The sequence below is a fragment of the Phytobacter diazotrophicus genome (assembly GCF_052061655.1).
In the GTDB taxonomy this organism is placed as follows: Bacteria; Pseudomonadota; Gammaproteobacteria; order Enterobacterales; family Enterobacteriaceae; genus Phytobacter; species Phytobacter diazotrophicus.
The window spans coordinates 4,975,373-4,997,401 of the sequence record NZ_CM125428.1 but is presented as its reverse complement, the minus strand read 5'-3'; the positions used below and the strand labels follow the sequence as shown (position 1 = coordinate 4,997,401).

At 55.7% G+C, this 22,029-nt stretch carries 19 protein-coding genes; 9 read left to right on the top strand and 10 right to left on the bottom strand.

From position 1 onward, the window contains the following. Positions 1 to 4 precede the first annotated feature (4 nt). Complete coding sequence (locus ACS0RQ_RS24225) at positions 5 to 766, bottom strand: IclR family transcriptional regulator (RefSeq protein ID WP_071193690.1); 762 nt, start codon at positions 764 to 766, stop codon at positions 5 to 7. A 98-nt stretch (positions 767 to 864) separates the two neighbouring features. Between ACS0RQ_RS24225 and ACS0RQ_RS24220 the strand changes: the two genes are divergently transcribed. Next, a complete protein-coding gene (locus ACS0RQ_RS24220) occupies positions 865 to 987 on the top strand; it encodes a hypothetical protein (RefSeq protein WP_271848688.1) in 123 nt (40 codons plus the stop codon). A gap of 6 nt (positions 988 to 993) precedes the next feature. Here the strand turns inward: ACS0RQ_RS24220 and ACS0RQ_RS24215 are convergent, their stop codons facing one another. Then, entirely contained in the window at positions 994 to 1,251 is a 258-nt protein-coding gene (locus ACS0RQ_RS24215) for a YjhX family toxin (protein WP_271848872.1), read from the bottom strand. A 398-nt stretch (positions 1,252 to 1,649) separates the two neighbouring features. Here ACS0RQ_RS24215 and glgS point away from each other — a divergent pair, with 398 nt between their 5' ends. After that, positions 1,650 to 1,856, top strand: coding sequence for a cell surface composition regulator GlgS (gene glgS / locus ACS0RQ_RS24210; RefSeq protein WP_369943835.1), 207 nt, complete (start codon positions 1,650 to 1,652; stop codon positions 1,854 to 1,856). Between the two features lie 119 nt (positions 1,857 to 1,975). On the opposite strand, the gene ACS0RQ_RS24205 is transcribed toward glgS, so the two are convergent. Together ACS0RQ_RS24205 and ACS0RQ_RS24200 are read right to left on the bottom strand one after the other, a co-directional pair. Continuing rightward, entirely contained in the window at positions 1,976 to 2,548 is a 573-nt protein-coding gene (locus ACS0RQ_RS24205; RefSeq protein WP_271848689.1) for a DUF1349 domain-containing protein, read from the bottom strand. A 26-nt stretch (positions 2,549 to 2,574) separates the two neighbouring features. Further along, on the bottom strand, positions 2,575 to 2,832 hold the full coding sequence (locus ACS0RQ_RS24200) for a zinc ribbon domain-containing protein (RefSeq protein ID WP_039076885.1): 258 nt from the start codon (positions 2,830 to 2,832) through the stop codon (positions 2,575 to 2,577). Positions 2,833 to 3,044: 212 nt separating this feature from the next. On the opposite strand from ACS0RQ_RS24200, the gene ACS0RQ_RS24195 reads away from it, so the two are divergent. After that, positions 3,045 to 4,166 (top strand): ribosomal protein uL16 3-hydroxylase, encoded by a 1,122-nt coding sequence (locus ACS0RQ_RS24195; protein WP_039076884.1) that lies wholly within the window; start codon positions 3,045 to 3,047, stop codon positions 4,164 to 4,166. A gap of 155 nt (positions 4,167 to 4,321) precedes the next feature. Here ACS0RQ_RS24195 and mtr read toward each other — a convergent pair whose 3' ends face one another. From mtr to tnaC, 3 genes are all read right to left on the bottom strand, one after another. Continuing rightward, on the bottom strand, positions 4,322 to 5,566 hold the full coding sequence (mtr, locus tag ACS0RQ_RS24190) for a tryptophan permease (RefSeq protein WP_071193542.1): 1,245 nt from the start codon (positions 5,564 to 5,566) through the stop codon (positions 4,322 to 4,324). A 220-nt stretch (positions 5,567 to 5,786) separates the two neighbouring features. Continuing rightward, a complete protein-coding gene (gene tnaA, locus ACS0RQ_RS24185; RefSeq protein ID WP_039076882.1) occupies positions 5,787 to 7,175 on the bottom strand; it encodes a tryptophanase in 1,389 nt (462 codons plus the stop codon). Positions 7,176 to 7,299: 124 nt separating this feature from the next. After that, a complete protein-coding gene (gene tnaC, locus ACS0RQ_RS24180; RefSeq protein WP_072039686.1) occupies positions 7,300 to 7,395 on the bottom strand; it encodes a tryptophanase leader peptide in 96 nt (31 codons plus the stop codon). 271 nt (positions 7,396 to 7,666) lie between these two features. Between tnaC and ACS0RQ_RS24175 the strand changes: the two genes are divergently transcribed. Continuing rightward, positions 7,667 to 9,292, top strand: coding sequence for an Eco57I restriction-modification methylase domain-containing protein (locus ACS0RQ_RS24175; RefSeq protein WP_271848690.1), 1,626 nt, complete (start codon positions 7,667 to 7,669; stop codon positions 9,290 to 9,292). A 107-nt stretch (positions 9,293 to 9,399) separates the two neighbouring features. Here ACS0RQ_RS24175 and ACS0RQ_RS24170 read toward each other — a convergent pair whose 3' ends face one another. Further along, entirely contained in the window at positions 9,400 to 12,396 is a 2,997-nt protein-coding gene (locus tag ACS0RQ_RS24170) for an Eco57I restriction-modification methylase domain-containing protein (protein ID WP_271848691.1), read from the bottom strand. Positions 12,397 to 12,560: 164 nt separating this feature from the next. Next, a complete protein-coding gene (locus ACS0RQ_RS24165) occupies positions 12,561 to 14,720 on the bottom strand; it encodes a TonB-dependent siderophore receptor (protein ID WP_334632421.1) in 2,160 nt (719 codons plus the stop codon). Between the two features lie 436 nt (positions 14,721 to 15,156). Between ACS0RQ_RS24165 and ACS0RQ_RS24160 the strand changes: the two genes are divergently transcribed. The 5 genes from ACS0RQ_RS24160 to ACS0RQ_RS24140 are packed head-to-tail and all read left to right on the top strand — an operon-like array spanning position 15,157 to position 19,900. Continuing rightward, a complete protein-coding gene (locus ACS0RQ_RS24160) occupies positions 15,157 to 15,984 on the top strand; it encodes an ABC transporter ATP-binding protein (protein WP_271848693.1) in 828 nt (275 codons plus the stop codon). Then, a complete protein-coding gene (locus ACS0RQ_RS24155) occupies positions 15,981 to 16,997 on the top strand; it encodes a FecCD family ABC transporter permease (RefSeq protein WP_271848694.1) in 1,017 nt (338 codons plus the stop codon). The genes ACS0RQ_RS24160 and ACS0RQ_RS24155 overlap by 4 nt, the downstream gene beginning before the upstream one ends. Beyond that, a complete protein-coding gene (locus ACS0RQ_RS24150) occupies positions 16,994 to 18,046 on the top strand; it encodes a FecCD family ABC transporter permease (protein ID WP_271848695.1) in 1,053 nt (350 codons plus the stop codon). Before ACS0RQ_RS24155 ends, ACS0RQ_RS24150 begins: the two co-directional genes overlap by 4 nt. A 13-nt stretch (positions 18,047 to 18,059) precedes the next feature. Beyond that, complete coding sequence (locus ACS0RQ_RS24145) at positions 18,060 to 19,010, top strand: ABC transporter substrate-binding protein (protein ID WP_271848696.1); 951 nt, start codon at positions 18,060 to 18,062, stop codon at positions 19,008 to 19,010. Then, positions 19,007 to 19,900, top strand: a complete 894-nt coding sequence (locus ACS0RQ_RS24140) for a MurR/RpiR family transcriptional regulator (protein WP_108702094.1) — start codon at positions 19,007 to 19,009, stop codon at positions 19,898 to 19,900. The genes ACS0RQ_RS24145 and ACS0RQ_RS24140 overlap by 4 nt, the downstream gene beginning before the upstream one ends. 764 nt (positions 19,901 to 20,664) lie before the next feature. Here ACS0RQ_RS24140 and ACS0RQ_RS24135 read toward each other — a convergent pair. Next, positions 20,665 to 22,029: an efflux transporter outer membrane subunit gene (locus ACS0RQ_RS24135; protein WP_271848697.1), complete on the bottom strand. Its 1,365-nt coding sequence runs from the start codon at positions 22,027 to 22,029 to the stop codon at positions 20,665 to 20,667.

Genomic DNA, 22,029 nt, shown 5'->3' with positions numbered 1-22,029 from the left:
CGGGCTAGCGTTCGCGGTAGCCCAGCGTTTTTGACAGCCCCAGCCCGGCCTCCATCAGCTTCTGGCGGCAGGCGGCCAGTTGGTCGTCGTTAACCCGTGAGGTGAGAGTGGAGAGGCTGAGCGCGGCGATAACCCGCGATTCGTGGTTCCACACCGGCACCGCGATGCAGCGCACGCCCGGCTCGTTCTCTTCGTTATCGAGTGCGTAATGGTTGTGGCGGGTTTGAGCCAGCGCGGCCAGCAGCGCGTCGCGATCGGTCAGGGTGGCTGGCGTAAAGCGCGTGAACGCATACCCGTCCAGTATGGCGTTAAGCTCCTCGTCCCCAAGCCAGGCCAGCAGCACCTTGCCAATGGCCGTGGCGTGTACCGGCAGGCGGCGGCCAATGCGTGAATAGGCGATGGCCGCCTGCTTACCTTCGATTTTTTCTATGTAAACGCCTTCGTTGCCGTCCAGAATCCCCAGGTGGGTCGTCTGCCCCGTCTCCTGAGAAAGGGCAGACAGCCAGCTTTTCGCTTTCTGGCGAATGTCCATGGTGCCCACGACAAAGTGGCCGCGCTCCACCAGTTTCATCCCCAGACAATATTTGTCGTTATCCGGGTTCTGATCGATATAGCCATGAAGTTGAAGCGTTTTGAGCAGCGAGTGAAGGGTGCTTTTGCTTAATCCCATCTGTTTGCTTATCTCGGTGATTTTGAGTTCCGTCGCCTGATCGTTAAACAGGTCGAGGATCTGCAAAGCACGTTCAACAGACTGAATTATCGGCATAATTTTTACCATTCACGAGGAATTCTCTGCGTGTGACCGTACTATTTTCACCAGGGAAAAGCAATGGCGGGGGCTAGTGTTATCAAAACGGCTCCAGTGTGCTGTTTCTCCCTTGCTGCCAGTGGGCGGGCGGGCACTATCAGCGCATGGCGATAGCCCAGGGTTTTAACCTGGTCGCCGACTTGCCAGGTAATCCCCACCTGCGGGTGGGGATTGCTTAACACCAATTATTGGTTGTCCAACTGCGCGCGGACATTGCTCAGACCGGTACGGTTAATGCGATAGGGCTGACCATTAACCGAGCGGATGAGTTTTTTGCTTCTCAGTTTCCTGAAGACGGCGAGCGTGCAGTCGCTGAGCAATAGCCCTTCACGGGTATAACACTCAACGGCGGTGACGCGCCCGCAGGTGTCGCGGGTATGAACGATACGTCCGCCTTTGGCAAGGACGTGCAGGGTACGTTGTTCCTGACGGGAAATATTCATGCTGAAAATGCCTGTAATCATCTTGTGCAAAACCTGCCAACACCCTGGGGTGTTAGCGCGAGTGTTTAGCGCAGTGATAACCAGCCCGGCCGCACGGATCGGAAAGCTGATTATCAGATGGTTGCATTCTCCAGCATCGAAGCCTCGGTATTCGCTAAGAAATATTTATCCAGTCAATGTTAACACGCAACATCTATAAGGGAATTATTTTGCTTAAGGAGTGTGATCTGTGTGGGTACTCAGTGGCACGCTTTTTTTCACTCTGTGCGCAAGGCGACGTTATGGACAATCGGGTCGTTGTGAAGGCACGCAATGCTTATGAAATGTTCATTTATAAGACAATACTTAAGACAGAGATGCATATGGCCTTACACAGCACGTCGGCGGACTGAAGGAGTATGCGAATGAAAAGACAAGACCTGAACGCAGTGAAGAATTTTGATTTTTTGGCACGCAGTTTTGCCCGTATGTATGCGATGGGCCAGCCAGTTGATATTGATGCCGTTACCGGCAATATGACCGAAGAGCAGAAACAGTGGTTCCAGGAACATTACGACCATTATTGCAAACAGGCGCAGCGCGCCAGAGTGAAGGAACTGCAATAGCGATACCCACAACGGGCCTGGCGGCCCGTTGCGTTTTCTGGCTTCGGGGGTTCTTGCGGTCTGTTGCCACTTCTCCTCTCTGCCTGTCACATTTCTTTGAAAACCAGATGCCGTGATTATCAACTGAGATCGTGCAAGGACTTATTGAGTGGCGGTGTTAACGTCATGTCGCTGAATTTCACCGCTAATCCTTGCCGCTCCGGCGTGCAGCACATTACCCCGACCTTCACCTTTCCGGCGGGAAAAGGGCACAAACGCAGCAACGGCCAGCTCAGACCATCCGCCGAATATTGCAGACGCAGGGCGTCATCTTTACGCGTCAGACGCAGCCAGAATTCGCGCGGGTTGCCCGGAAAAATCCCCGTCGCCCAGTCGGAATAATCCAGTGTCAGCACGCTGCCGATAGCGGGGGCGCCATCGTTGAATTCAATACCCGCCTTCAGCCAGTGGCGGTTATCGGTCATCAACATAATGCCCGCCTGGTCATAAAGGGTGGTGAATTCCGCACAGATTTTGATCTGAAAAGTAAAATCCTCAGCGACCTCTTTGGCGAACAGATGACCGGAGAAGCGTTCGAAACCGTACCAGGTTTTGTGCCAGAAATCGGTGTGTTCATCGGTGACGACCGACAGGACGCCCTCTTCACATTGCCATTGGGCTGGTTCGTTAACCCATTGAAACTCCTCGTGCATGACGCTTCTCCTTTGTCTTTTGCGTGTTATACCGGGCCCTGTGCTTTGTCTGCCCAGGCCGGCATGGCCGTCAGATAGCGCACCGCGCGCTTGCGTGACTCTTCCGGCCCGACGTGTTGCCATGAATCAAGATAGCCTGCCAGCCCGGCTACCGCCTCCTCCCAGGATTTAAGATTGCCTTCGCTGTCGGTGCAATATTTGCAGTATTTGTCGCTCGGCCCCTGGGCGTCGGGGGCGGAAAGCGGCATTCCGCAGGAATGGCAGCACGCTTCATGTTGGGACATAGGACACTCCTTGTTTGATGAGATGAACAATAAATGTACATGCTTTCGCCAGAGCAGAAGTGCCGCACGATCATATAACCACAAATAAAAAGTGGATTTTTAGTTGTGCTACGCGTGATCCTGCTTACGTCTAACCCTTGACCACCGACAAAGTAAATTCCGCCGATCCCTCACATAATCACGGCCGCTTATCATTCCACAGGTGTGACCCCATGGCTTACCAACTAAACCTTAACTGGCCTGAATTTTTAGAGAAATACTGGCAGAAAAAGCCGGTTGTATTGAAAAACGCATTTGCGAACTTTGTTGATCCGATCACCCCAGATGAACTGGCAGGCCTGGCGATGGAAGTGGAAGTCGACAGCCGTCTCGTCAGCCATTTCAATGGTGAATGGCAGGCCAGCAACGGCCCGTTCGAACATTTTGATGGCCTGGGGGAAACCGGCTGGTCGCTGCTGGCGCAGGCGGTAAACCACTGGCACGCACCGTCTGCCGAGCTGGTTAAACCGTTCCGTGCGATCCCGGAGTGGCGCTTTGACGATCTGATGATCTCTTTTTCCGTACCGGGCGGCGGTGTTGGCCCGCATATCGACTGGTACGATGTTTTCATTATCCAGGGGATGGGTAGCCGCCGCTGGCGCGTAGGGGATAAATTACCCCTGAAAGAGTTCTGTCCGCACCCGGCGCTGCTCCACGTTGAGCCATTTGAGCCGATTATTGATGAAGACCTGGCGCCGGGCGATATTCTCTATATTCCGCCGGGATTCCCGCACGACGGTATTACCCACGAGACCGCGTTTAACTATTCCATCGGTTTTCGTGGGCCGAATGGCCGCGATCTGATCAGCAGCTTTGCTGATTATGCGGTTGATAAAGATCTGGGCGGCGATCACTACACCGATCCGGATTTAACCTGCCGTGAAAATCCGGGTCGGGTTGAAGAGTACGAGCTGGAGCGTCTGCGCGGCATGATGATCGAGATGATCAATCAGCCGGAGGATTTCAAGCAGTGGTTTGGCCGTTTTATCACTACGCCGCGCCATGAACTGGATATCGCCCCGGCCGAACCGCCGTATGAGCCGCAGGAAGTGCTGGAAGCGTTGCAGGAAGGCCAGGTGCTGACGCGTCTGGGCGGGCTGCGCGTGTTCCAGGTTAGCGACTGTTTCTTCGTGAATAGCGAGCGTTTCGATACCGTTGCGCCGAAAGCTGCAGAAGCGCTGTGCCGCCATTTGTTGATCGGTAAAGAGGAACTGGGTGAAGCGTTGAATAACCCAACCTTTATTGCCGAGCTGACCGGGCTGGTGAACCAGGGCTACTGGTATTTCGACGAATAATCGCCGTTCCGGATGCGGCGTAAACGCCTTATCCGGGCCACTGTTGGTAGCCCTGGTAAGCGCAGCGCCACCGGGGGATGTCCCGGATGCGGTCTCATATCCGGCCACTGTCCTGATCCCCTCTCCCGGTGGGAGAGGGCCAGGGTGAGGGCAAACTAGCGGTACACCGGCAACAGATGAAAGCTGGAAAGCACGTGAATAATGGCGTTACCCGCGCCGAAACAGAGAATCAATATAATCATCGCCTTACCGCCCCACACACGATAATGCGGGCTGCCGAAGCGTTTACGCGATGCGCTGGCCAGCAGCGCTGGCACAATCGCCGCCCAGACAGTCGCGGCTAATCCGGCAAAGCCAATCGCATAAATAAACCCGTTCGGCCACAGCACGCCCCCAATAATTGGCGGCAGGAATGTGACCAGCGCGGTCTTAAAACGCCCCTGCGGGCTGTCGTCAAACTTAAACAGATCCGCCAGATAGTCGAACAGCCCCAGCGTCACGCCGAGGAACGAACTGGCGACGGCAAAGTTTGAGAAGACCGTCAGCAGCAAATCCAGCCCGCGGCTGTTCAGCACACCGCTCAGCGCCTGTACCAGCACATCAATGTTGCCGCCTTTTCCGGCGATATCAATAAATGCCGGGCGCGGAATATTACCCATCGTACCGACCAGCCAGAAAACGTAGAGAACCAGCGCCATCAGCGTACCGAGCAGCAGGCAGCGGCGGATAGTCAGCGGGTCTTTGCCGTAGTATTTCATCAGGCTGGGCACATTGCCGTGATACCCAAACGAGGCCAGGCAGAACGGCAGAGTCATCACGAGATAGGGCAGGTAGCTGGGGTTCACTTCGGCAGTGTTAAACAGTACCGCTGGCTGCACGTGCCAGATTAACCCGCCAAAGCTCATAAAGAAGGTGAGGATCTTGGCGCCCAGCACAATGGTGGTCATGCGGCTGACGGCCCGGGTGCTCAGCCAGACAATAAAGGCCACGACCAGCGCGAATAACAACCCGCCCAGCCGTGCCGGGAAGTCGATATTCATTTGTGAAAAGGTATGGTGAATAACGGAGCCGCTGGCGGAAATATAAGCGTACGTCAGAATATATAAAACAAACGCGACGGTAAGGCCGTTAATAATATTCCAGCGATTACCGAGAAGGTCTTTGGTAATAGTGTCGAAGCTGGCGCCAATATGGTAATTCAGGTTAGCCTCAAGGATCATTAATCCTGAATGTAACATACAAAACCAGGTGAAAACTAATGCGAGCAGTGACCAAAAAAACCATGAGCCAGACATGACAACTGGTAAAGAAAACATGCCCGCGCCAATAATGGTGCCACCAATAATCATTGCGCCACCAACGAGCGATGGCGCTTTATTTGTTACCGATAGAGTAGCCATAGTACGTTTCCATAGACGTCATATTCCGCATCGCCCGAGTGGGCGACGTATATACCCGTCATCTTTCACGTTGCATATGCGTTGGTGTGCTCACCCCCTTCAGTAAGCTCGTGGAGGTTTACGCTCTTGCTAACTTTCTGCAACTCGAATTATTTGGGGTAGAGCTATTCAGGCGTAACATCGGAAAGACGCGCCCGTTGCAGGCGCGTCCGGGTGAGTTTTATTCCACCGGTTTTAAACGGGCCACGAAGTGGCGCAATACCGGCGGTTCATAGGTGAAGGTCAGGCCTTTGATGGACGATGCGCGTTTTTTCACGGCAATCAGCGAATCAGCGATGTAGTCCATATGGTCGTTGGTGTAGACACGGCGCGGAATAGTCAGGCGTAGCAGCTCCATCGGCGACGGTTTTTGCAGGCCGGTGGCCGGGTCGCGCCCTAACAGCAGCGAGCCAATTTCCACGCTACGAATACCCGCTTCCAGATACAGCTCGTTATTCAGGGCATGTGCCGGGAACTGTTCCGCCGGGATATGCGGCAGCAGCAGTTTGGCATCGACAAACACCGCGTGGCCGCCGGTCGGGTACTGGATCGGAATACCGCCTTCGCGCAGACGCTCGCCCAGATACTCCACCTGTGCAATACGGTAGGTGAGGTAATCTTCGTTGGTGCCTTCTTCCAGGCCGATAGCCATCGCTTCCATATCGCGTCCGGCCAGGCCGCCGTAAGTGACGAAGCCTTCCATCGGCACGCAGCGGATGCGTACTTCGTTAAACAGATCTTCGTCTTCGCGGAAGCAGCACATGCCGCCGATATTCACCAGCGGATCCTTTTTCGCGGACATGGTCAGCATGTCGCCATAGGTGTACATCTCGCGGATGATCTCTTTAATCGATTTATCCGCGCAGCCCTCTTCGCGTTGCTTAATAAACCAGGCGTTTTCGCAGAAGCGCGCGGAGTCAATGACCACCGGGATTTTATGACTTTTTGCGATTTGGTAGACTTCACGCATATTGGCCAGCGAAATCGGCTGGCCGCCGGAGCTGTTACAGGTCACGGTGGTGACGATCGCCGCCACGTTTTCCGCACCCTGCTCGGCGATGGTCGCTTTCAGTTGAGCGATATCGAAGTTGCCTTTCCAGTCGTACCAGGAGGTGGTATCGAACGCTTTCGGCGTCACTACGTTGATGGCTTTCGCACCGTTCAGTTCCACATGTGCGGCGGTAGTGTCGAAGTGGAAGTTGGAAATAAAGACCGGTTTTTTCGATTTGCAGCGCGCGATCAGCGACGGGAAGAGGATCTGTTCAGCACCGCGCCCCTGGTGGGTTGGGATGGTGAACGGATAGCCGATGATCTCTTTTACTTTTGCGCATAAATTCTGGTAGTTACGTGAGCCTGCATAGGCTTCGTCGCCCATCATCAGCCCGGCCCACTGGCGATCACTCATGGCCCCTGTGCCAGAGTCAGTCAGCAGGTCAATATACACATCCTCGCTATTAAGCAGGAAAGGATTATATCCGGCTTCGGCCAGCGCTTTGACGCGGTCGTCGTAAGTGGTCATGCGGATATTCTCAACCATTTTAATGCGGAAAGGTTCTGGGATGCGTTTCATAATATTTCTCCAATAGCGTGCCTTGCGACGTCACGATATTTTCGGCGGTATAAAGTGCGCAAAAAAATATCGCTCAACGTCGTGTTGAGTTTGATTTTTTTAATGAATAATAGGCAGCGGAGAATTAACGAGGGAAGTCGTTGGTAATGCGCGGATCGAGATTGTACCAGGCGTTCAGACCGCCCTGAGCAATGAGGCGGTAACTCAATCGGTATTTCATTACAGCGTCCTCTGACGTTACGGGAGTACTAAAAATAGATAAATATGAAAAAATATCCGCGATTAAACTCACAAATAGTTTATTGAGAGAACTATTCACTGTGAAATATGATGGCAGACACATTTTGCGTTCACTTTTTTAATCGCAATAACCCCGTGGATTTGAGGGGCTTGCTACCGTTTTCCTCATCCTTTGAGAATCGCAGCAAAGGCTGTACCCTATGTCGCGCAGAAACGGCGCACTGACCGCGCGGGCTTTTCAAAGGTAACGAATGAAATTCAAAGCAGACCAGACCAGCCAGAAACTCCGGGGTGGTTACTATACGCCGCAAAACTTAGCCGATTACGTGACCCGCTGGGTGTTGAGCACACATCCGGCCAGCGTGCTGGAACCGAGTTGCGGTGATGGCGCATTTATTCAGGCTATTCATAACAACAATGGCGATAAAGCGGTCAACCTGGAATGCTTTGAGCTTTTTGATATCGAGGCGCAAAAAGCTGTGCAGCGCTGCGAGACCCTGGGGTTTTCCAACGCGACGGTGACCGAAGGCGACTACCTGGTGTGGGCCAATAAGCAACTCGCTGAAAACCATACGCTTTATGATGGCGTGGTAGGCAACCCGCCGTTTATCCGCTACCAGTTCCTCGAAAATGAATTTCAGGTGCAGGCGGAGCTGGTGTTTAAACAGCTCAAGCAGAAATTCACCAAACATACCAATGCCTGGGTTCCGTTTTTGCTCTCCTCGCTGGCGCTGCTTAAAGAGGGCGGGCGGCTTGGCATGGTGATCCCATCGGAAATCATTCACGTGATGCATGCGCAGTCGCTGCGCAGTTACGCGGGGCAGGTGTGCTCGAAGATCGTGATTATCGATCCGAAAGAGATCTGGTTTGAAGACACCCTGCAGGGGGCGGTGATCATCCTGGCTGAGAAGAAAACCGATCCACAGCAGGAAACCGAAGGTGTGGGGATCGTCAGCGTTAACGGCTTTGATTTCCTTGCCGAAGATCCCAACGCGCTCTTTGCGCGTACGCCGGGAATCAACGGGGAAACCGTCGCCGGGAAATGGACCAAAGCGGTGCTGGAGCGCGATGAGCTGGCGTTGATTCAGTCGCTTATCAATCATGCCTCGGTGCATCAGTTTAATGATATTGCCACCGTGGACGTGGGGATCGTCACCGGGGCGAATGAGTTTTTCCTCGTGGATAATCAGACCGTTGATCAGTATCAACTGGCCGATTATGCCCATCCGATGTTTGGCCGCAGCCAGCATTGTCCGGGGATTTTGTACGATGCAAACCAGCATGCGGAAAACCAGCGTGACGGTCTGCCGACTAATTTTCTGTATATCGCCGACGAATTCGAGGCTCTGCCGTTAAAAGTGAAGGAGTACATCCTTTTCGGCCAGTCGCAGGAGTTGCATACGCGCTATAAGTGCCGCATTCGCAAGCCGTGGTACAAGGTCCCTTCGGTTTACAGCACCAGTATCGGCATGCTGAAACGCTGCCATGAAGCGCCGCGTTTAATCCTCAATCAGGCGGAAGCCTACACCACCGATACCGCCTATCGTGTGCGTTCGACCTTTACCAGCAGTGAAAATCTGGTGTGCAGCTTTTTAAATCCGCTGACGGCCATTACCGCTGAGCTGGAAGGGCGCTATTACGGTGGCGGTGTGCTGGAGCTGGTGCCGTCGGAGATTGAACAACTGTATATCCCGGTTATTGAGGGGATGGAACACGATCTGGCGGGTATCAACCAGCAGGTGAAAGCCGGTGAGATCGCCGCCGTGATCCGCAGCCAGGGCGAGAAGATCCTCGCGGCGTTAGGTTTTAGCAAAAGCGATAACGACAGGCTGATGGCGATCTGGGAAAAGTTAAAGGATCGCCGGTTACGGAAATAACCCTCCCCCGGTGGCGCTTCGCTAACCGGGGCTACGCCCGGTTTTCTCCCTCTCCCTGTGGGATAGCCCGGATAAGGCGTTTGCGCCGCCATCCGGGAGAAAACCACTCACAGCCCCTTATACAACACCTCTATCGACGGGATTTTCTCGTCCAGCTCACCCAAATCAAACAGCGCCGTAATCAACGCGTCCATCCGCGCCTGCTGGGTGTCGAACTGGCGCTGATAAACGATTTTTTCCCGTGCGGATGCCTGCGTAATCTGCGCGTACAGGTGGTTAAGCTGCTTTTGCAGGGTGGCGATATCATCATGGCGCGCCGCGTCTGCGCTGTCGGCAAAGCGGATGGTCGGAATCGGCATCCGGGTCTGGATTTTGGTGCCCCTGGCGATAAAGCCGCCGCGGAAAATTTCCCCATAAATCGATGCGAACCACTCCAGATGGCGGGAGGTCAACAGCGCCTGAATATAGTAAATGGAGTAGGGGCAGTCGTCGGGAACATTAATAATGCTGTAGCCCGCGGTGCCGCCAGAAGAGACAAACGTCCGGTGGTTATCAATCGCGTATTTGTAGCCATTCGACAGCACGCCGACGATAATTTTTTGCGGCACATCGCAGTTCTCCAGCGCCTGACTGCGCCCATAGCGATACCACTCATGCGGCGTTGTCGGATCTGGTTTTATCGACCGCTTGCCATTATCAAGATGCGGTTTGACCACCTGCAGAAAAGCGAACGTCTGCGGATAAAGGGCACGTAAATCGTCGTACTCAATAAACTGAATGCGGCCATCCACCTTATGATAGGGGTAAATGACGAAGGCGTTCGGCTCCACATCTTTATAGCTGTAGAAGTTATCCTGACCCGAGCGTGGCGTTTCAAAATAGGGGCGGGTTAAGGCCTCTTCAACAGAATATTCCACGCCGTCGTAAACGAACCAGACATAGCCATTTTCCGTTTTCAGGCTCTTATGTACGTAATATTCATTGGCGCTGGTCTGGATACCGTTGGCAATGGCTCCTTTGCCCAGAATCTCCCCCAGTTCGGCAGACTTGCTGAACATTCGCTGCAAAATATCGTTCGTTTCTTTCTCCAGCACCCAGGTGTCGGAGTCCAGTTTATCGGGCGAATGAAGACTTAACAGCGACGATTTATCTTCACGGGTCAGCCACTTTTTAAAGTCTTTCACTTCATAAAAAGCGAATTCATTCTGCGGCGATTTTTGCAGACACAGCAGGCAGGTATAGGTGGTTTTATTGAGAAAGACCTGATGCGAACCAAACGAAATCAGTTTGCTCAGATAGCGGTTATCCGCCAGCAGCTTACGCAGGTTTTTCCCCGCGCCGATTTTGGTGAATTTGGACGGAAGAATATAGCCCAGATAGCCATCCTCTTTTAGCAACTGCATGGCGCGTTCGACAAACAGGAAGTATTTATCGAACTGTTTGTAAGCCGACTGGTATTTCTTTTTGTAGACAGGCAATTCGGCCGGGGTGAACTGCTTCATATGCTCCGTTGCCATATACGGAGGGTTGCCGACAATCACATCGAAGCTGTTTTCATCAATATGCAGCGGGTTCACGCTATAGCTGTCCGCCGCCGCAACCCCGTCATTTGCATCCACCAGACTATTGCCGAAAATAATGTTGCGCTGAATTTTCGGCAGGATGGGTTTGTCATCGCCAATCGTCTCTTTCGATTCCCCTTCCAGCAACTTGAGCAGCAGACCAAAAGCACAGGCTTTTACCGCGTTGTAATCTTTATCGATACCGTAAATACAGCGGCTGAGCAGCTCTTTTTTCACCGACAATTTCAGTTTGAAGCTGTGCGGCGAAAGCTGTTGAAGCTTCGTGCGATCGTGCCTGATGTAATAGTCGACCAGCGTATCCTGGAGATACTGAAAGACCTCCAGAAGAAAGGCTCCCGAGCCGCAGGCGATATCGGCGAATTTGGCATTAAGGATCTGCTCATCGTTTTTGCCCCGGCAAAATTCGCTTACCGTGTTGCGGATAATCTCTTTAATGATGTGTATCGGTGTGGTCACCACATCGCGATCGAGATGTTCCTCTTTAGGGCGAATTTCGGGCGTGCCGTTGGGGCCAATTTTGATTTTTTCGCTCAGGAAGATCTCGTAAATACTGCCGAGAATATCGGAAGAAAAGACCGCAAAGGAGTAAGTGCTTTGTGGGAAATAGAGCTGATTGATGATCTCCCAGATCGCAGAATTATCATTACTGATCAGCTCCGCAATATGGTCGAGGGCGAACAGGCCGGAGTCATATTTGCGATCCGAGGCCTGCAAGGTCTGCACCAGCGCCTGGTAATCCTGTTTCTGCGCTAAAGACCAGAGTGTCTCATAAGCTTCTAAGTCACGATCTTCACAAACGCGCAAAAAGACAATGCAGTTAATGTAGTTCTGCGTCAGATCGTTAATCTCTTCTTCATTCAGACCGGGCTTGAGGGAGAGAAACTCCCTGGCGAGCAATAAACGCCATTGATTGATTTGCCGGAGGAACAGATCGTCGACGCTAAAGCGCAGGATCTTGCTTTCAATGGCGGACCATTCGTTATCAAATTGCCCGGAATAGACGCTATCACGGCCCATCAGCGCCATAATTTCATCGAAGTGGGCCGCCAGTTCGCTGTAGTGATACAGCTTGATACGTGAGTGGCTGGTCTGGTCGCTCTGTTCTACCGGATTGGAGCAGTCATAAATGGCGGTATATTCGAAATTAGTCAGCACCGAGATTTTTAATTTACCGGTAAAGCCGTAGCGTCGCACCTGTTTTGCCGGTTCCGGGTCAAGGGTAATATCCACGCTCGGCTTTTTGGCTTCGACAAAGAATTTGCGCTCAGAGAACAGACGGAAGGTGTAATCCGGTTTCTTCGCGTTTTCCCCCATCCGCGCTTTTAATCCCTCTTCGACCAGCACTTCACGCTCGTTGGTTGGTTTACCCTGGGCGTTGATAATGTCCCAACCCAGAAGGGTAAACAGCGGATCGAGAAAATCAGTTCGTAGCTGCGTTTCGTTATATTTTCTGGAGTGGTAGTAGGCCAAATCATTCTGATATTTCGCCACCAGTTGCTCAAGCTGCTCAATTTTTGTCATCTGATTTCCCGATCCTGACGTGCGGTATTTTCCCTGTGGGCGTTACGCTAAGCGGATCATCATAGGCAATACGCGCAACGATGTCTTTCCCTGGAAACCGGAGCGGCTTGCGACAGGCAAAAAAAAGCCCCGCAAACGCGGGGCAATGCTCACAAACATTAACCTTAAAAATCCATTTTCACCGTGAACTGCACTTCACGCGGATCGCCAGGCTGGTTACCCAGGTTGTTGGTGGCGATGGACGAGGTGTAATAGGACTTGTCGAACAGGTTTTTCACGTTCAATTGCAGCGTGACCGGGTATTGCAGCTTCATCTTGTAAGCGGCGAAGGCGTCAGCCACAAAATAGCCCGGCAGGTAGTAATCCGCGCCGTTGGTAGCCGAGCGACGATTAACCCCGTGACCGCCGCCGCCGAGCGTCAGCGTATTGCCGCCCGGCATATTGCGGATGTCATACGTCAGGAACACAGAACCGGTATGGCGCGGCACGTTTGGCAGCGGTTTCCCGGCATATTCCGGATCTTCGAGTACTTTGGCGTCGGTATAGCTGTAGCTGGCGATAACATTCATATTGCTGGTCAGCGCGCCGGCGATATCCATTTCCACGCCCTGCGAACGCACGCGGCCTGCGGTTTTCGCCACGGTCTCGTCACCGACAATCTCGCTGTACATCACGTTGCGTTTGTGAATATCAAACAGGGAAATATTGGCGGTGACGCCGTCAAAGAGGTCGAACTTCGCCCCCACTTCCCACGCGGTGGAGGTTTCGGGCGGCAGATCGCCAATATAGCTGGCGATGGAGTACTGCGGCATAAACGACTGCGCCACGTTGCCGAACAGGGAGATGGACGGCGTCAGCTTGTAGACCAGGCCGAATTTCGGCGTCCATTGTTCGTCGGTGCTGTCGGTGTTCACATTGAACGGACGGCCTTTGCCTGCGTACTCGGTGTAGTACTGATAACGCACACCGGCGACGGCGATCCATTTGTCCGTCAGGTACAGCGCATCCTGAACATAGGCAGAGTAGCTCTCCTGCCTGATGGTCTGGTCGCTGTCCGATGCTGACACCGACGTACATTTGCTGGCATTACCGTAGGTCGGGTTATAGATATTGAAATCTTTGACGTTTTTGCAGCGGATCATATCGGTACGCAGCAGATCGTAATTTTCATACGACACGCCGGTCAGGATCTCGTTATAAAACCCGGCGATATCCACGTTGCCCTGCAGATCGGCGCGGGTGCTGTGCATCCGCTGGGTCGATCCCTGCGTGGCATCCACTCGGCGCGTTAGATTCCCGGTGGCTGCATCATAGGCCATCACGCGCGACTGGTTATCGGTGTATTTATCCTGGCTAAAGCTGTAGTCAAACTTCGCCGTCCATGCGCTGTTGAGACGGTATTCGGCATTCAGTTGCGCCAGATCAGATGCACCATCGGTAATGTTGAACGGCTCATCGAAGCGGGTTTCACGGCTGGCATTCACCGGCTGTTTGGTCTTGAGATCGAAAATCGTGCCGCGATCAAACGGGGTGTTGTAGTCACGGTGCGAGTACAGCACGCTCACCGTGGCGTCATCGCCAAACCAGGTCAGCGACGGGGAGATAAAAGTGCTTTTCTCTTTACCGAAGTTGCGCCAGTAATCTTCGTTCTGATATTCGCCAGTCAAACGATACGCCAGGCGAGTGCCTTCAATCGGCCCGGTAATATCGAGATCCCCGGTGCCACCGCCAAAGCTGGAAGAGGTGGCAGAGACGGAGCCACCAAAAGTGGTTTGCGGGCGTTTCGTTACAACATTGATAAGCCCACCGGGATCCAGAATACCGTACAGCGTGGAGGCCGGGCCTTTCAGTACTTCAACGCGCGAGGTCGCAGCATTAAAGCTGCGCGGCAGCACCGTTCTCAGGCCATTGGTCATGATTGACCCGTCGCGGTTCGCGCCAAAGCCACGGCGCACAAAGGCATCCTGCGTGCCGCCTAAGGTGTTGGTCTGCACCACGTTACTGACGTTATACAGCGCTTCATCCAGGGTTGTCGCATGCTGATCTTCCAGCACTTTATCGCTCACGGTGTTAACCACCTGCGGAATATCCAGCAGCGGCATGGTGGTGAGCGTTGCCGCCGAGGTGTTCAGCGGTTGATAGCCCGCCGTCGCAGCCTGATCTGCCGATGACGCGCCTGCCAGTACGGTCAGCGTGTCACTGTCTTTATCCTGCGCAGCGTTTGTTGCTGCCTGTGCCAGAGGTGAAAAGGTTGCCCCCAGGAACAACGCAGAAAACAGTGCGTGCCCTTTTTTCCCGGAGATCGAAGAAGTTAACTCAGCCATGTTGTCCGTTTTTCCAAAATGCCCTCTGCCAGTCATGCATAAGGGAAGATTTTTATTCATTGCCCGCGACTGTAAATCTATCCTTCGGCGTGAGTTATTCATGCCGGATATGTAATTGAGAATCATTCAATCATGGCGAAATGTAGTAGTAAATGGAAAAGTGAGAAAAATGACTACACCGCATTTTGCGGATGAAAATGCGCCTGAAAACATCCCCTTTATCCATTTAATTTATTGAAAATAAACAAATTAAAAATAGCAATCACCCAGTGAAGTGGCTGTAGTCACCCTAAAATACCCGGTGAAGTTATGGGTATTTGATTCTCTTGACTACTACATTGCCTGGCGGCAAAATCTAAAAGAGAATGATATTTATTTTTATTTGTTAAGCTGGCGCGCGCGGAGTGTACCACGTGGTTGCGGCGCAGGAGTATACATGCCACAGCAGGTGGACAACGCGGCCAGTCGGCCCGGAATTGTGCTGGATAATCTCTCGGCAGGTTATCAACAAAAGGTGATTGTTGATGGCATCAGCCTTGCCATCCCCTCCGGCAAAATGACCGTGCTGGTCGGTGCGAACGGCAGCGGCAAATCCACGCTCCTCAGTACCATTGCGCGCCTGCTCAAACCGCTGGGCGGCAGCGTCCAGCTTGACGGCAAAGCCATTCACCAACAGCCGACCAAAGCGGTCTCGCGCCAGTTGGGGATCCTGCCTCAGTCACCGTTAGTCCCCGAAGGGCTCACCGTGTTTGAACTGGTCTCCCGTGGACGTTTCCCCTGGCAAACCTTTATGCGCCAATGGTCTGACGACGACCAGCAGGCGGTTGAAGAGGCGCTGGCGGTGACCGGCACCACAGCGTTCGCGCATCTTCCGGTCGACAGCCTCTCCGGCGGCCAGCGTCAACGCTGCTGGATTGCGATGGCGCTGGCCCAGCAAACCCCGGTGATTTTACTCGACGAACCCACCACTTTCCTCGACCTGCGTTATCAGGTGGAGATCCTTGAACTGCTGCACTCGCTGACCCGCCAACACGGGCGCACCGTAGTGGTGGTATTACACGATCTGAACTTCGCGGTGAATTACGGCGATACGCTGGTCTTTCTGCGTCAGGGCAAAGTGGAAGGCGTGTTGCACGAAGGCGATCCCTGCCCGGCGGAGCTTATCAAATCGGTCTTTGATGTTGATGTGCATGTCTCCATTAACCCGATGACCGGGAAACCCTTCTTTATGCCATTTCGCCGTCAGCACGAGCCGCACGTATGACCACGGAATCACTTCTTGTACGCCGCCGTAGCGGGCGAAGCGGGCTGGCACTCCTGCTGGTGCTGGTGTTGCTCGTGCTGGCCTCGGTGGCCCATCTGGGGCTGGGGGCGCGCATGATTGGCCCGCAAACCGTTGTCCGTGCGTTTCTGGCCTTCGACCCGCGCAACTTCGACCATCAGATAATTATCAGCCTGCGTCTGCTGCGCCTTGTGGCGGCGCTGGTGGTGGGGGCGGCGCTTGGCGTCGCCGGGGCGCTGTTACAGACGGTGATCCGTAATCCGCTCGGTGAGCCGCATATCCTTGGGCTGAATGCAGGGGCGGCGCTGGCGGTGGTTGCGACCACCGCGCTTGGGCTTGCTTTCGGCCCTGGGCAACCGCTGATCGCCGCCTGCGGTGCCGGGGCGCTGTTTGCGCTGGTGATGGGTATTGCCAGCGCCGGGAAAAGCGGGCTGACGCCGATGAAGGTCACCCTGTGTGGCGTGGCGCTCACCGCGTTTACCTCCTCTCTCACTGCCGCCATTCTGATCCTTGATGAACAAACCCTGCTGGCAATGCGCACCTGGCTTGCCGGGGATCTGGCAGGGCTACGCTGGGAGGCGGTCCGCACTGCGGCGCTGGTGGCTGCGACGGGGCTGGTTCTGGCACTGTGGGTAGCCCCGGCGCTCAATATGCTGGCGCTGGGGGATCAGGTGGCTATCGGGCTGGGGATTTCGCTGGCGCGTACCCGTGGCCTTGGGCTTGTTGCCATTGCCTTGTTGTGCGGGGCGGCGGTATCACTGGCCGGGCCGATCGGCTTTGTCGGCCTGGTCGTCCCGCATCTGGTGCGCCGTTTTGCTACCGATGACCTGCGCCCGGGCGTGCCGCTTTGTGCGCTCACGGGGGCGTTACTGTTGCTGCTGGCGGATATCGCCGCCCGTACGCTGGTCGCCCCCCATGAGCTGGCAACCGGGGTGATGACCGCGCTCGTGGGAGCACCGCTGTTTATCCTGCTGGCATCGAGGTTATTCAAATGAGTTCGCTGCTATCACGCGCAGGCTTTCGTTCGTTTCGTCTGTGGCGTTTTTCCCGTTTATGGCGGCCAAAGACGGCTGTATGGGGCGCCGTGCTGCTGGTGCTCGCACTGGGGTTATTACTTTCCGGCCTGATGCAAGGCTCGCTGCCGGTTCCCGCATCGGCGATCGGGCGTGCTCTCTTTTTCCCACAGGCGCTTAATGCAGAACAGTTGTACATCGTGTGGGATATCCGTTTGCCGCGCCTGCTGATGGCGCTGCTGTGCGGCGCCATGCTGGGTATGGCCGGGGCGGCGATGCAATCGATCACCCGCAATGGTCTGGCGGACCCTGGGCTGCTGGGGGTAAAAGAGGGCAGTAGCGTGGCGGTGCTGGCGTTAATCCTCCTCTTCCCGGCGCTGGGGCTGGCCTGGCGGCCCGTAGTGGGCATGGCGGGCGGCCTGCTGGCGGCGTTGATCGTGCTGCTGCTGGCGCGGGATTTTTCGCGTCCGCGTTTTATTTTGCTCGGTATTGGCGTCTCCTGGACGTTTGCGGCAGGCATTGGGGTGTTTATGACCACCGCCGATGTGCGCGATGTGCAGACCGCGCTGGTGTGGATGGCGGGCAGCCTGCATACCGCCACCTGGCCGCTGCTGGTGGTGGCGACCTGCTGGGCGCTGCCTGCCGCGCTGATGTTGTTTGTTACCGCGCGGGCCTCAGATGTGGCGCTGCTCGGCCATCAGGCCGCCGCCGGGCTTGGCGTGCGGATGGCGTGGCTGATGCGCATTCGTTTTTTTGCTCCGGTGTTACTGACCGCCGCCTGTGTCTCTTGTGCGGGTAGCATCGGTTTTGTCGGGCTGATTGCGCCGCATATGGCGCGTTTTCTGCTGCGCGGCGGCCAGGTGGCGCTGTTGTCAGGCAGTGCGTTGCTCGGTGCGCTGCTGGTGCTGGTGGCCGATTCGCTGGGGCGGCTGGCATTTGCGCCGCTGCAAATCCCGGCGGGCATTGTGATTTCATTGACGGGCGGACCATTTTTCCTGCTGTTGCTCTGGCAGCGGCGGGACCGGTTATAACTCAGGGAGCCGTATGCGTTTACTTTTCGCTTTCTTATTACTGGCGGTGACGGCGGTGCATGCCGAACCCGCGACCCGCACCTTTACCGATGATCTGGGGCGGACGGTGACCGTGCCGCTGCATCCGCAGCGTATTGTCTCGTTGCACGATCTCGATATCACCATTCCGCTGATTGAGCTGGGCGTGCCGCCGGTCGCCAGCCATGGCCGCACCCGACCCGACGGCAGCCATACGCTGCGCTCGAGTGCGATGTTGACCGGGGTGGATTTTGATAACAGCCAGATCGCGTTTATCGGCACCGCAACCATTGATATTGAAGCCGTGGCGGCGGCAAAACCGGATCTGATCATTACCGAGCCAAGTCGCAATACGCCGGTGGAGCAACTGGAAAAAATCGCCCCGACCGTCAGTATCGATCACCTTGACGGTGGCGCGCCGCGTATCTACAGCAAACTGGCGGAGTTGACCGGCAGTCAGGCACGACTTGCCATTCTTGAACGTCGCTATCAGGCGCAAATCGCGGCGCTAAAAGCGACGGTGGATACCCGCAAAATCCGCGTGTCGGTGATTCAGGCCAACCAGGGGAAAATCAACGCCCTGCATACCTATCATTCGCTGGGACGTGTGCTGCGTGATGCCGGGTTCACCTTCCCGCCGCTGATTGAGCGTATCCCGGAAGGCGGGCGTATTGATGTCAGCGCGGAACGGCTGCCGGAGCTGGATGCCGATTTTGTCTTCGCTACCTGGCGTGGGGATACCGGCGGTAAGCCGCAGGATGAGCTGGCGGCGATGGATGCGGTGATGCCGGGCTGGTGTAATTTTCTGTCGGCCTGCCGTACCGGGCATTATGTGTTGATTTCACGGGAAGAGGCCATTTCCAACTCCTATGCGGCGCTGGGCCTGATGGCGGCACAGGTGCAATCGCAGATTGCCGGGCGTCCGTTACCGGGTGCAACGCCATGATGCGCGCAACGAAAAGCAAAGGGCGGGTGGATGTCTATGGCGAGCGCTACCGGGCGCGGGCGCATACGCTGTCGCCGCGCTTATTGTCGGTGGCGCGCTACATCCACGAAAACCGGGACGTGGTGCTGGAGCATACGGCCATTGAAATTGCGGCGGCCACGCAAACCTCGGACGCCACGGTGGTGCGCGCGATTCAGGCGCTCGGCTTTGCCGGATTACGCGATCTGAAACAGACGATGGAGCACTGGTTTGGGCCGACGGTGACCTCGGCGGAAAAGATGAGTACCACGGTCGGGGCGCTGTCGTGCGATGTCAATTCCGGCATCGATTTTGTGCTCGAAGGGCACCAGTACACCTGCGAGGTGTTGTCTGCGCCGGATAACCGTTATGCCATCGCGCAGGCCGTCGCCCTGCTGGTGGAGGCGCGTCAGGCGGCCATTTTTGGGATTGGCGCTTCGGGGATTCTGGCCGATTACACCGCCCGCCTGTTCAGCCGCGTCGGGCTGCCCGCGGTGGCGCTCAACCGTACCGGTATTGGGCTGGCAGAGCAGTTGATTAGCCTGCAACGCGGCGATGTGCTGGTGATGATGGCGCAGAAATCGGCCCATCGGGAGGGGCTGACGACCCTGAAAGAGACCAAGCGGCTGGGTATCCCGACGATTTTGCTGACCAATGCGCTGGATTCGCGTTTTAGCAAAGAGGCAGACGTGGTGATCCATGTGCCGCGCGGCGGTGAGAAGGGCAAAATCCCGCTGCATGGCACGGTGTTGCTGTGTCTGGAGATGATTGTGTTGTCCGTGGCGTCGGCTACCTCCCAGCGAGCCATCAAAACGGTGAAGCGCATCAATGAGTTTCACCGTGGCCTGAAGCCCGGCGGCAAAAAGGTGTAATTCCGGCGATGGGCAAGGGGGGATTCCCGGATGGCGGCAGTGCCTTACCCGGGCTACGGGTTTGGTGCCCGATCGTAGAGGGGGGGGAGGGATTCCCACAAAAAATGCGAGCACGAACGGTCCCCTCTCCTCTTTGGGGAGATGGCCAGGGTGAGGGGGAAAATGCGGCTCGGGAGGTGGGTTCCGTTCACCGTATGTTCATGGCGAAATGGACCTCCTGAACACGTGAACGGGTAAAGGGGAACACCGCGTTCCCCTTTACAATCCCCGCGGCCCCGCAAAAAATCGGTGCTTCGCACTGCGTTCGCCTCCCGCCCCGCTGCCTGCGGTCGGTTTGACTCGAGTTACTCGCCCCATCCCTGGGGCTCGCCCTTCGGGCCAACGCGCTGCGTTGTTCAAAATCGTTCCGGACGATTTTGTCCTGTCTCGACAAACCTCAGTCCGCCATCCCTGGCGGCCTGACCTTGCCATCGGGTCTTCGTCTCACCGATTTCAGCGGGGACTCAACCCCCTCGCTGCACGCTCTGCGCCAGGGGGCACAAAGATGTCGCTGTGGTTGTCATGCGGGAAAATGAGTCAGCCATGGCTAACAAGGTTGAAGACGTTCACAGTATCTACACCCTCACCCCGGCCCTCTCCCTGAGGGAGAGGGGGAAAAGAAATTCGTAGCCCTGGCAAGCGCAGCGTCGCCGGGGACATTCCCGTATGCGGCAGTCGAACGGTCCCCTCGCCCCTTTGGGCAGACGGTTAGGGTGAGAGGACAATCACCCCACGCCACCCCCCAGGGATTGCCACAACGTTACCCGGTTCTCAAGATCTGTCTGCTGTAGCGAAATCAACCCCTCCTGTGCTGACCACAGCGAACGCTGTGCGGTCAGCACCGACAAATAATTCCCGGTCCCGGCCTGATATTGACGTTGAGCGATATCCAGCGTTTTCTGTTCGGCAGCCACATATTCACGCTGGGCGTCGAGCTGTTCATCCAGCGTCTGGCGGCGGGCGAGGGCATCGGCAACATCTTTAAACGCGCTCTGAATCGTTTTCTCGTAGGTAGCGATCAACCCTTTCTTCTCTGCTTCCGCGTAGCGCAACTGCGCCAGGTTGCTGCCCCCGGTAAACAGCGGCAGCGAAATCGACGGGGCAAACGACCAGACTTTCATACCGTTATTAAACAGCGACGACAGGGCTGAACTGCCCACCCCTGCGCTGGCGGTTAACGAAATCGACGGGAAGAAATTCGCCCGCGCCGCACCAATGTTGGCATTGGCGCTTTTCAGGTTGTGCTCCGCTTCCTGAATATCCGGACGGCGCAATAATACCGAAGACGACACCCCCGCAGGCGTCAGCTTGATGCTGTCCTGCGCCAGGCTTTCGAGCGTACCGGGCAGCAGACTTTGCGCCACGGTCGTTCCCGCCAGCAGATTGAGCGCATTGATATCCTGCGCCACCTGGGTTTTGTAACTGGCGACGCTCGCTCGTGCCTGCTGATAAACCGCCATGGCTTCGCTTACATCCGTCGCCGCCGCCGTCCCCACCTGCTGTTGACGCTTCACAATCGTGAGCGAATTTTGCGCGCTCGCCATTGTCTGCTGTGCCAGCGCCAGGTTGCTGTTATCCGCCGCCAGCGTAATCCACGCGGTGGTGATTTCCCCTACCAGCGTCAGGCGGGTGTTTTGCGCGGTATATTCGCTGGCAAGCCAGGTCTCCCGCTGGGCCCGCGCGAGGCTCTGGTTACGGCCAAACAGATCCAGTTCAAAGCTCGACACCGCGCCATTGGCCTCTGCACTGGACGTCACGCCGGTGGCCGCGGTACGGCTGCGGGTATTGCTCAACTCCGCATTGACGGTGGGGAAGAGTGCGGCCCGGTCTTCGACATAAAGCGCGCGTGCCGCATCAATATCGGCAATCGCTTTTTGCACATCGCGGTTTTGGGTGAGCGACAGGCTCACCACTTGCTGCAGGCGGCTGTCATTGACCACCTGCTTCCAGTCGGTGGCGACCGCCTTCGCCTCGCCGCTGCTACCCGGCAAGGTGGCAGGAACCGGGGCTGCCGGGCGTTGATAGGTCGGGTCGAGCGACACACAGCCCGCGCTCAGGAGAGCCAAAACAAGCACACTAATTCGAAACAT

Bases quoted from the DNA above. Each gene is read 5' to 3' on its own strand.
- ACS0RQ_RS24225 (WP_071193690.1), bottom strand. From the start codon at position 766: ATGCCGATAATTCAGTCTGTTGAACGTGCTTTGCAGATCCTCGACCTG.
- ACS0RQ_RS24215 (WP_271848872.1), bottom strand. From the start codon at position 1,251: ATGAATATTTCCCGTCAGGAACAACGTACCCTGCACGTCCTTGCCAAA.
- glgS (WP_369943835.1), top strand. From the start codon at position 1,650: ATGCGAATGAAAAGACAAGACCTGAACGCAGTGAAGAATTTTGATTTT.
- ACS0RQ_RS24205 (WP_271848689.1), bottom strand. From the start codon at position 2,548: ATGCACGAGGAGTTTCAATGGGTTAACGAACCAGCCCAATGGCAATGT.
- ACS0RQ_RS24200 (WP_039076885.1), bottom strand. From the start codon at position 2,832: ATGTCCCAACATGAAGCGTGCTGCCATTCCTGCGGAATGCCGCTTTCC.
- ACS0RQ_RS24195 (WP_039076884.1), top strand. From the start codon at position 3,045: ATGGCTTACCAACTAAACCTTAACTGGCCTGAATTTTTAGAGAAATAC.
- mtr (WP_071193542.1), bottom strand. From the start codon at position 5,566: ATGGCTACTCTATCGGTAACAAATAAAGCGCCATCGCTCGTTGGTGGC.
- tnaA (WP_039076882.1), bottom strand. From the start codon at position 7,175: ATGAAACGCATCCCAGAACCTTTCCGCATTAAAATGGTTGAGAATATC.
- tnaC (WP_072039686.1), bottom strand. From the start codon at position 7,395: ATGAAATACCGATTGAGTTACCGCCTCATTGCTCAGGGCGGTCTGAAC.
- ACS0RQ_RS24175 (WP_271848690.1), top strand. From the start codon at position 7,667: ATGAAATTCAAAGCAGACCAGACCAGCCAGAAACTCCGGGGTGGTTAC.
- ACS0RQ_RS24170 (WP_271848691.1), bottom strand. From the start codon at position 12,396: ATGACAAAAATTGAGCAGCTTGAGCAACTGGTGGCGAAATATCAGAAT.
- ACS0RQ_RS24165 (WP_334632421.1), bottom strand. From the start codon at position 14,720: ATGGCTGAGTTAACTTCTTCGATCTCCGGGAAAAAAGGGCACGCACTG.
- ACS0RQ_RS24160 (WP_271848693.1), top strand. From the start codon at position 15,157: ATGCCACAGCAGGTGGACAACGCGGCCAGTCGGCCCGGAATTGTGCTG.
- ACS0RQ_RS24155 (WP_271848694.1), top strand. From the start codon at position 15,981: ATGACCACGGAATCACTTCTTGTACGCCGCCGTAGCGGGCGAAGCGGG.
- ACS0RQ_RS24150 (WP_271848695.1), top strand. From the start codon at position 16,994: ATGAGTTCGCTGCTATCACGCGCAGGCTTTCGTTCGTTTCGTCTGTGG.
- ACS0RQ_RS24145 (WP_271848696.1), top strand. From the start codon at position 18,060: ATGCGTTTACTTTTCGCTTTCTTATTACTGGCGGTGACGGCGGTGCAT.
- ACS0RQ_RS24140 (WP_108702094.1), top strand. From the start codon at position 19,007: ATGATGCGCGCAACGAAAAGCAAAGGGCGGGTGGATGTCTATGGCGAG.
- ACS0RQ_RS24135 (WP_271848697.1), bottom strand. From the start codon at position 22,029: ATGTTTCGAATTAGTGTGCTTGTTTTGGCTCTCCTGAGCGCGGGCTGT.